Source organism: Microcoleus sp., from assembly GCF_049646505.1.
In the GTDB taxonomy this organism is placed as follows: Bacteria; Cyanobacteriota; Cyanobacteriia; order Cyanobacteriales; family Microcoleaceae; genus Microcoleus.
In genome coordinates, this window is the sequence record NZ_JBARVX010000381.1 from 1 (window position 1) to 8780 (window position 8780).

Sequence of the window (8780 nt, forward strand, 5' to 3'; positions counted from 1 at the left end):
CAGAAAGTCGGGACAGGGCATTGCCACGACTCTAAACGGACACGGATCGACCGTAAGACTACAAAGGATAGCAAGTTGAAATGATGTGTCAAGAATCCCCACGCCTTCAGGCTGGGGAGTATGTCAACAATCCTGCAATTACCTATTACCTATTACCTATTACCGCTCGAAGCTGAGCACCTCATGTTACACAGAACCGCTATATAGCGAGACAGTCAACAGTCAACACTCAACAGTCAATCTTTCTCAGTAATTCTTTACAAACACCCTCTGGTTATCAAGGCAAAATAGATGTGAACTGTTTAAACTTTAAACAATGAGTAGAACCTTAATTCCTGTGATTCTCGCCGGCGGTAAAGGCGAACGTTTTTGGCCGCTGAGTCGCAAGCAGCGACCCAAGCAGTTTTTGAGTCTCGACGGTAGCGGTAAGAGTTTGCTGCAGACTACTGCGGAAAGACTTTTGGAATTAGGTAACGGTTGGGAGGATTTGTGGGTGGTAACGTCGGAAATGTTGGCCGACGGGGTTCGGGAACAGTTGCCGCTTTTACCTCAAGAGAATTTGCTGGCGGAACCCCAGGGCCGGGATACTGCGCCGGCGGTGGCTTGGACTGCTATAGAAACTGCGAAGCGTTACGGTGAGGATGCGGTTGTTGGTTTTTTCCCGGCGGATCACTGGATTGGGGAACCGCAGGAGTTTGTCAAGACTTTGGAGGCGGCTGCTGAGTTGGCGATGAAGGAAAGTGCGATCGCCACTTTGGGTGTTAAACCGAGTTATGCTTCTACTGGTTACGGCTACATCGAACAAGGTGAGGAAATTGGCAGTTTTGGCGGTTTTCCGGCGTACCGGGTGGCGAGATTTACCGAAAAGCCCGATCGCACAACTGCTGAAGAATTTGTCGCCAGCGGCAAGTTTAGTTGGAACGGCGGAATCTTTGTATTTCGAGTCGGAACAGTCTTGACAGAATTGCGAAATCATGTACCGGAAATGATGGCAGCTTTGGAAGCGAAAGGTGCCACTGCTTACTCCGAATTGCCGAAAATTAGCATCGATTACGCCCTGATGGAGAAGACGCAAAAAGCCTGTGTTTTGCCTGTGAGCTTTAGTTGGGACGATTTGGGGGATTGGAATGCGATCGGGCGTTTGCTGCAAGGAGACAAGCCAAATGTCGAGTTAGCAAAACACGTCGGAATTGACACCAAGGAAAGCATTTTCTATGCAGCGGATGACAATGAAGTGATTGTCACCATTGGTTTAGAAGATGTGGTTGTTGTCAGAGATGGCAATGTGACGTTAATTGTGAAAAAAGACAGGACGCAGGAGATTAAACAGGTCATCAAAGTGTTGGGAGAAGATGACAAATTGAAAGATTTGTTGTAAGGATCGGTACAACAAAATACCTCTGAGGACAGTCTAGAAAAACTAATTTGTAGTAAGGACTTTAGTTCTTGCTTGTCCAAATCCCAAGCCAAGCAAAGACTAAAGCTTTTACTACGAACTTATTCATTATCTGTATTTTCTTCCTCTGCGTTCTCTGCGACGAAAGCGGTTTGTTGAAATTACGAATCAATCTCTAAGATTTTTCTTCCAATCCATTCGGCAATTCCTGGCACAACGGCATTACCAAGGAGTCTCCCTCGGCGACCGTCCATCCTGGAGGAAATCCCATCAGCCTTTCCCATTCTGTCCAAGTCAAGTTTCTCGCCACAGAGTATTGGTCGGTCTGAATGGCCTCCTTGATGTCCTCCAGTTTGGGCGCGTAACGTGGGGCAGATGCTTTTTGCCAAGGTATACCCGAAGCCACCGCGACGTTGTACCACAAGCGGAGTGTCTCCGATAATGCTTTCACAAACACTCGATCGAGTTTCCTTCTCCCTCGATTTTCGCGCCGCAGAATTCCCAGACAATTCGCCGCTGTCAGTAAAGATTCTACAGGCACGTTTCGATCTAAAACTGGCAATAAAGAACACTCTGTCTCGGTCGTGAGGTAAGCCCGTATGTCGAGCGTTACACGATAGCCATCCCCCCAAATACCCGTGCGCTTCCAGCGTGTCGATAACGACCTCAAGAGCGGTTCCTTGCTCTGCCGAGAGCAGCCCCGGCACATTTTCCAAGACCAACCACGCTGGCTGAATTTCTGCAACAAGTTCCATAAATTTGTAGAAAAGTCCGCTTCTTTCTCCTGCAAGTCCTTTTCTTTCTGTGTTGGCATTGCTAAGGTCTTGGCAGGGCCATCCTGCACACCATAAATCAGCGGCAGGGATAGTTGAATGTGTGAGGGTTCTGATGTCTTCATAAATAGGTACTTGAGGCCAGTGACGTTTTAATATTTGTTGGCAATATTTATCTATTTCGCATTGAAATACGACATTCATTCCCGCTTTTTCAAAGCCTAGATCGAAACCGCCAATACCTGAAAAAAATGACGCAACTCGCATTTTAATGATAGTTCTTTATTTACACAGATTGTAGACTTAATCAGCTTTATAGACGATTTTCGTCTACAAAACTGCTACACCACAAGATATCATCCTCAATCGTAGTTTAAAAACATCTTTATCAGATGGGCGAAGCTAATATTAGCGGCTCGCGAATCAAGCAGGCTCGTGAAAAACTCGGATGGGGGCAGAGCGATCTAGCTGCAGCAATTGATGTAGACTTTCACATTAAACTGGATCAGTCTGACATTTCAGAGATAGAGCGTCAGAAGCGTGGTCTTAAAGATTTTGAGCTAGATGCGATCGCGCGTCTGCTGCAAGTAACTCCAGAGTGGCTTTTGCGAGGAGATGAGGCAAACTCCCATGAGTGAGATGGGGGCGAACCGCGAACAGTGGATCGGAGACGCTTGCGCTGGCTTTGCAAGCACCAAGCCAGCCAATATAAATTATTACAGATTAATTTTAGAGACGCTTTGGCCTCCCGGTCACAGTATTCCAGGGCCAGTAGTTCCCCTATCACATTTACGTCAAGTTATCAACAGTTTTAGAGGAGAACCTTATGCAGATACACCTAGACGCATACGAGAGCTGCAAGGGGAAGAAGGATTTTTAGGAATAGTTAGATTTGGTAGCGGTAGCAAAACAAGATATCAGCTAACAAGCATAGAAATAAGTCCAAAACGCGAACAGAGAATCAAAATTAGTGACGCTTTTTGGCAGAGAATTTTGAATAAATATCAACACCGTTGTGCAGTATGTGCCAGAGAAGTGCCTATTGTCAGACTCGACCGAGATCATAAAATTCCGCGTTTGAGAGGTGGAGGCAATGAAGAAGATAATTGGCAACCACTATGTGCAGAATGCAATAACTTTAAAAGCACTGCCTGTAGAGGCTGCCAGCTTGAGTGTATGGATTGCGCCTGGGCATTTCCTGAAATTTTTGCTCCCATTAAAATATCAGCTTCTGATATCCAAAGAATTAAGGTACTTGCTATGCAGCAAGGAATTAGCTCGGAAGCTTTTTTGCGCGAAATAATTGCCAGGTACTTTGACAGCGAAAGTTAACTACGACTCCCCCACATCGTTGGGTCTATAGCCTTTCTCAAAAAGGTGAGCAGTCTGTTGATTTTAGATTTTCCATTTTTCGCTGTGAGATTGAAGAATCTATCGATTTTAGATTTTAGATTGAGAGTTCGATACATCATCTTTGTGAGAACTGCTATATATCCATAAGACTAAAGCTGAGTGCAACTTTTAGCCGCCGCCGCCTGTTGCCGCATCAGTTTAGCAGTGTTAGAAACAGCTTGGGAAACTGTTAAATTAGATTTCTCCGACTGCTGAGCCAACAACTGAGATGGTGGATCTAAACTGATATTTTTAGGCGTTTTTTCAGCTTTTTTAGTCGAGAACTGCGGTGCTGATTGCAAAAACTTTTCGATGGGAATTCCCCAACTCGATCGCACCATTAATTGCCGCATTGGTTCACAAGGTTTCGATCCGTCCTGAAACACATAAGGATCTCCCCAAAGCGGGTAAGCGTGCATTCCGTTCACAGCTACCACCTCGCCCGCCCAATTCAGCACGGGCCCGCCGCTCATGCCTTTTTCTATTTGATTGTTATAACCCAGTTGATAGCCGTCTTCCAGGGATTTTTCAGGTATGAGCGATACTCGTCCGGTCGTGAATTTCCATCCCGCTGCATCTGCTGATTTTGCAGTTTCAAAAGGAAACCCGGCAGCATATACTTGGTCTCCTTCTTTGACTGTTGAAGAACTTCCTAGCACGCCTATTTTGTAGTCGGATTGGGTACTGCGAAATTGCAATAGTGCTAAATCTTTGCCTACAAATTGAGTTGCTAAATATCGGGTGGCGGAGTAAATTTTGCCGTCGGGAGTTTGGATTCGATATGTTTTTGCTGACTCTAATACGTGGTCGTTGGTGAGCACAGTATAAACTTGTTCTTGTCTCTCAACGATCGTCCCGGAACCCCAACTGTCTCCTGCAAGCACTTTCACGGTAATTGAACGAGCTGTTTGGAGCATAGCTTTTTGGGCTAAATCTCCCGCACTCTGAGGAAGCGATTCTCCCTGGTTTTGCACTGACGGTTTTAGGGGTTTGGCGGGTAAATTCAGCGGTTGAGCCGCTGGCGACTTCACGGGTGGCTTGCTTAGTTGAAATATAGATGCTTGAGTTGGCTGCGGTAAGTCTGTGCGGATAAGTTCTGTAGCAGAGAAACCTCGATTGTGTAGTTGAACTGCTACTCCGGTTAACAAGCCAGCAGTACAACTGAAGAACGCTAGGGGAAACCAATTCATTAATGTTACAGAATTTACGGAAGTCTTACCAGACGGGGTTATCGGATTGGGAATTCTGCGGGTCTTCTACAGCAGCCTGTTGGAGATATTCGCTCATGTCTATATAAACACGAGACGCGCTTTCGTTGAGCGGCCCGGAGGCGCGGACGCGCACAGCAAGTAAATTTTTTAATACTTGATTGGGCTCGCTCCCCGGTTTTAGGGTGAACAGCAATCCAGTACAATTTCCTCCTTCACCGTTTGCTACGCAAACGACTTGCTGGTTGTTCATAATACCAGTAGTCAGGTAGTTGAGTTTTTGATTTCGGAAGTATTGGTGGAACCTTGCTGATACTTCAAGACAGCGCCGTTGTGGACTGTAGCCGGCTTCGCGGAAACGATCGGAAGTCCACCGGATCACCGGTACGTCACCGCGATTAGTCTGAGCAATGGTTGCGGGAGCGCCGTTGCTTGTGCCGCAGACAAAGGCTTTGGTTTGAATTGTGGTTTTTTGAGCGCTAGCATCAGTTGCGATCGCACTTACAGCAATTGCGATCGAACCAGCAGCCACCATCGAACTCAATAACTTGTATTTCTTCATAATTATCACCGCTTCTGGCGTTCAATATTTACAATTCAAAAAATTAAGCTATCCAACAATTTTTTCAGAGATTCTACCTTTTAAATCTCTATTTTTCTGGCAAGAAAAGTTACCATTCCCTTTCAGAAACAGGCGGGTTATTGGTTAGAGGCTCAGAATTTCCCGACTGCAAACTGCTCGCACCCACCGGCGAGGTACCCGGACGGCAAACCGGCACACCCTGTACATACAGCGGATCTGGCGGGCGGATGTTGCTGGCTTCATCGGTTTCGCAGACGATCGATACTGTGACAGGATTGCTATTAGTAGCTGCTTCTGTCAAAAACACCGCTCCCACATAGGCTTTTTGGCTGGAACTCACAGGTATAGCATAGTGATATGCTCCCCTAGTAGTTGTGTGGATGGCAAAGTTGAACTTTGACATGGGAAGTTGAATGTTGAAAGAGCGTTGCAGCAAACTGACGGTACCGGTAAATGCACCGTTGCGCGTGCGGAAAGTTTGCTGGCCGCGAATTAAGGCTTGAATTGCTGATTCTGCTCCTGGCGATGTCGCCTGTCGTACCGCCACAGGTGCTGGCTGACGGCGCGGCTGCGGGTTTGGTGTCGGCGCTGGTGCGGCTGTTGGTTGCTTTGCTTCTAGGGAGTTATTTGCTACTGGACGTGTTTGAGCAATAGTCGGGGCCGGCCGCTGTGGCTGCACTCTATCAACTTGGTTTCTGGCAATTTGGTTTTGAGACAAAGAGATTCCCAGTCCGCTGTTGAGTGCCATTTGGAAGCCGTCTTCATTCCCAAATCCTCCATCGAGGGATGCTGCTTTTTGAGCGTCCTCATTCGCTCCTTCGTTGTCCCCGACGATGCGGCGGACTTCGCTGCGGCGGTTGTAGCCCACCGCGCTGTTGGGAGCCAGGCCGATGGCTTTGGCAATGTCGGTGTTGGCTCCTATATAATCTTTGATTTGAGCTCGGCTGACTCCCCTGAGACCGTAGGCATCTGCAAAGTTAGAATTGATTTGAATAGCTCGATCGAAATCGGCGATCGCCTCTTTATGATTTCCCAGTTGAGCATTGCTAGCGCCCCGAACGCGGTAAGCTTCGGCTAATTGGGGATTGTTTTGGATAGCTTTGATGGCATTTTCTAGGGCTGCTTTGTAATTTTTTTGAGCGAAGTTTGCATAAGCTAAACCGTTAAAAACATCGGCGGAGTTTTGATTGAATCGCAGTCCTTGGCTGAAATCGGCGATCGCCCCTTGATAGTTTTGCCGTTTGAGTTTTTCTTTGCCCTGTTCGGCATAAGCTTTAGGAGCGAGTTCCACAAATGTATTGATCGGAATTCCCAAGTTTACCCACGCTTTCGCGATCGTATCTTCTCTGTTGGCATCTGTACGTCCGTGAATCCCAATCACGCGGCCGCGAACATCGAGGATCGGCCCGCCGCTCATTCCCTGACGAGTTGGGTTTGTATAGATCAATTCATACCCGTCATTTACCCGTTCGCGAGCTGAAATTTGTCCTGCTGTCATCTGACGAATTTGTCTGTTAATCGTTTCCCCTGGCTTTGGCCAGCCGGAAACGTAGACTTGTTCTCCTACGTTGACTGTTTTAGAATCTCCCAACTGTGCTATCTCGTAATTGCCCGAGCTGACAAAGGGCGCGATCGCCAAATCGACTCCCGGCAATTGGATCGTGTTGCTGCTGTCGAATCGGAAGGAATTGCGATCGGGCGTGACAATTTTAAATTCGCCTCCTCCCGCTATTACGTGCTTGGCAGTCAGTACATAATAGGTACTTCCTTCCCTAGCAATAATTATCCCCGAACCCTGATTTTGTTCTCCTTCGATTAATACTGTAATTTGTTCGGCAATTTTGTTGACTTGTTCTGCTGATTGTGCTACAGCATTTTGCATTTGTACGATCGCAATTGTTGCACCGATCAGCGCCGCTGAAAGTCCGTATTTAAACTTAATTGTCATACACTCCATCCCTAATCTTAAGGAATTATTTTTGATTTCTATCTACCGAATTAGCCAGATATTTTTTACCACAAAGAACCCGCCGGCTCTGGTTCGCGTTTGATGTTGTCCCCAGATGGGGGAGCGGCGAAAATATTTGGATCGCCCGGAACTGCGACTGCTGGGGCCAACCCATTTAGAAAAACATTCATCTGAATACAAACAGGAAACATTGGCGATGTTTCCGGGGCTTTCGAGAGTTGAATGTCTGAGCCCCAAAGAGGTGTCATTTTATCCGCATCATCCGTTTCTAAATCAAAATTTAGCGCATTTCCCCTGTCGAAACTACCTCCTTGAATAATGCTGCAAATTGCTGTTTGCTGGCTGCCAGGTATTTGTCTAGCGCAATCTTTTTGAAGTTTTTGGGCCATTTCTTCGCACTGCGATCGAGAATTAATTCCTAAAACTAGGAAATCGCTCGATACCCATCTAATTGCTGGGATATTGCCCTGCGGTGTTTCAGCGATGATTGCTGGTTCGCCATCAACAGTACCGCAAAAAAAAGTTAATTCTCTAGCGTTACTGGCACTACTAAAAGTAATTGTGCTTGCCAAGGTAAATGCTAATGTTGTTGGAATTGAATTCAATACCCAAAGTTTCACAAATCACCTCCTTTGCCATGAAAAGAAGACCGGGCGGTTGAAACCGTCAGAAAATCAAACAAAACCTGCAGGTGCCGGTGGAATTCATTTGTTTGTGCGGTTTCAACCGCCGTCCCATCTTAAAAAAGTTGGTTGTTAGCATCCGATTCCACAGACTGCGGAGATGCAGCTTCTGTCGGTTGGCTGTTGAGATATTCGGCCATGTCGAGGTAAAGCCGATCGTTAATTTCGACTTGTACTCGACTAGAAGGCGCGCTTTCGTTGAGTGCATTTGTGCTGGCTCGATCGCGCAAATTCAACAGCCGTTTTAATGTATCTCGCGCATCAACTCCCGGTTTCACTGTAAATAACAAGCCGTTGTTCGGCAACTCGCGGGCGCAGTCGCCCCCCCGACGGTTGGCAACACAAATTACCGATTGTCGGTTGATCACTCCGGTTGTCAAGTATTTGAGCGTTCCCGTTTTGTGATACTGTTGAAATCTGTCAGATACCAGTTGGCACCGGCGCTGAGCATCGAATCCAGAATCCGAAAAACTATTAGAAATCCACTTGATTACTGTGACGTTGCCGCCCGGTCTTTGCAAAATAGTTGCTGGCGCACCTGCAATTTTCCCACAGACAAAGCCCGTGGTTTGCGCGGGAGTCGGAATACTAGCAACAATTGTGGTAGCAAGTGCGATCGCCGACGCAGCAATCAACGTTCTCAGTGGCTGAATTTTCATTGGCAATTTTATTCCTTAATTTGTTTGATGGATTTGTTTGATTTGATAGCTGATTCAAAATAGGTGAAGCGAGGTTCGTAGTGCGGACTAAAGTCCGCAAAATGCAGCGGACTTTAG

9 protein-coding genes are annotated in these 8780 nt (G+C 46.8%); 3 read left to right on the top strand and 6 right to left on the bottom strand.

Annotated elements, in window-relative coordinates; all coding sequences use genetic code 11:
- The first annotated feature begins 316 nt into the window (after nucleotides 1–316).
- Nucleotides 317–1378 carry a mannose-1-phosphate guanylyltransferase gene (locus tag WBA89_RS19035; protein ID WP_424408769.1) on the top strand — a complete coding sequence of 354 codons (1062 nt, stop codon included), beginning with the start codon at nucleotides 317–319 and terminating at the stop codon, nucleotides 1376–1378.
- A 179-nt stretch (nucleotides 1379–1557) separates the two neighbouring features.
- Here WBA89_RS19035 and WBA89_RS19040 read toward each other — a convergent pair whose 3' ends face one another.
- Nucleotides 1558–2436, bottom strand: a complete 879-nt coding sequence (locus WBA89_RS19040; RefSeq protein WP_424408770.1) for a DNA cytosine methyltransferase — start codon at nucleotides 2434–2436, stop codon at nucleotides 1558–1560.
- 125 nt (nucleotides 2437–2561) lie between these two features.
- Here WBA89_RS19040 and WBA89_RS19045 point away from each other — a divergent pair, with 125 nt between their 5' ends.
- Both WBA89_RS19045 and WBA89_RS19050 read left to right on the top strand, forming a co-directional pair.
- Nucleotides 2562–2807: a helix-turn-helix domain-containing protein gene (locus WBA89_RS19045; RefSeq protein ID WP_424408771.1), complete on the top strand. Its 246-nt coding sequence runs from the start codon at nucleotides 2562–2564 to the stop codon at nucleotides 2805–2807.
- Nucleotides 2800–3501, top strand: coding sequence for an HNH endonuclease (locus tag WBA89_RS19050; RefSeq protein ID WP_424408772.1), 702 nt, complete (start codon nucleotides 2800–2802; stop codon nucleotides 3499–3501). Before WBA89_RS19045 ends, WBA89_RS19050 begins: the two co-directional genes overlap by 8 nt.
- Nucleotides 3502–3671: 170 nt before the next feature.
- On the opposite strand, the gene WBA89_RS19055 is transcribed toward WBA89_RS19050, so the two are convergent.
- The 5 genes from WBA89_RS19055 to WBA89_RS19075 form a co-directional block, all read right to left on the bottom strand.
- Nucleotides 3672–4751: a S1 family peptidase gene (locus WBA89_RS19055; RefSeq protein WP_424408773.1), complete on the bottom strand. Its 1080-nt coding sequence runs from the start codon at nucleotides 4749–4751 to the stop codon at nucleotides 3672–3674.
- 25 nt (nucleotides 4752–4776) lie between these two features.
- On the bottom strand, nucleotides 4777–5331 hold the full coding sequence (locus tag WBA89_RS19060) for a COP23 domain-containing protein (RefSeq protein WP_228056472.1): 555 nt from the start codon (nucleotides 5329–5331) through the stop codon (nucleotides 4777–4779).
- Between the two features lie 109 nt (nucleotides 5332–5440).
- Nucleotides 5441–7300, bottom strand: a complete 1860-nt coding sequence (locus WBA89_RS19065; protein ID WP_424408774.1) for a trypsin-like peptidase domain-containing protein — start codon at nucleotides 7298–7300, stop codon at nucleotides 5441–5443.
- Between the two features lie 65 nt (nucleotides 7301–7365).
- Nucleotides 7366–7941 (bottom strand): COP23 domain-containing protein, encoded by a 576-nt coding sequence (locus WBA89_RS19070; protein ID WP_193974521.1) that lies wholly within the window; start codon nucleotides 7939–7941, stop codon nucleotides 7366–7368.
- A 119-nt stretch (nucleotides 7942–8060) separates the two neighbouring features.
- Nucleotides 8061–8663 (bottom strand): COP23 domain-containing protein, encoded by a 603-nt coding sequence (locus WBA89_RS19075; protein WP_193974522.1) that lies wholly within the window; start codon nucleotides 8661–8663, stop codon nucleotides 8061–8063.
- Nucleotides 8664–8780: the final 117 nt, after the last annotated feature.

What these genes read in the sequence shown, in the direction of transcription:
- WBA89_RS19040 (WP_424408770.1), bottom strand. Translation starts at nt 2,436, where the DNA reads ATGCGAGTTGCGTCATTTTTTTCAGGTATTGGCGGTTTCGATCTAGGC.
- WBA89_RS19035 (WP_424408769.1), top strand. Translation starts at nt 317, where the DNA reads ATGAGTAGAACCTTAATTCCTGTGATTCTCGCCGGCGGTAAAGGCGAA.
- WBA89_RS19050 (WP_424408772.1), top strand. Translation starts at nt 2,800, where the DNA reads ATGAGTGAGATGGGGGCGAACCGCGAACAGTGGATCGGAGACGCTTGC.
- WBA89_RS19060 (WP_228056472.1), bottom strand. Translation starts at nt 5,331, where the DNA reads ATGAAGAAATACAAGTTATTGAGTTCGATGGTGGCTGCTGGTTCGATC.
- WBA89_RS19055 (WP_424408773.1), bottom strand. Translation starts at nt 4,751, where the DNA reads ATGAATTGGTTTCCCCTAGCGTTCTTCAGTTGTACTGCTGGCTTGTTA.
- WBA89_RS19045 (WP_424408771.1), top strand. Translation starts at nt 2,562, where the DNA reads ATGGGCGAAGCTAATATTAGCGGCTCGCGAATCAAGCAGGCTCGTGAA.
- WBA89_RS19065 (WP_424408774.1), bottom strand. Translation starts at nt 7,300, where the DNA reads ATGACAATTAAGTTTAAATACGGACTTTCAGCGGCGCTGATCGGTGCA.
- WBA89_RS19075 (WP_193974522.1), bottom strand. Translation starts at nt 8,663, where the DNA reads ATGAAAATTCAGCCACTGAGAACGTTGATTGCTGCGTCGGCGATCGCA.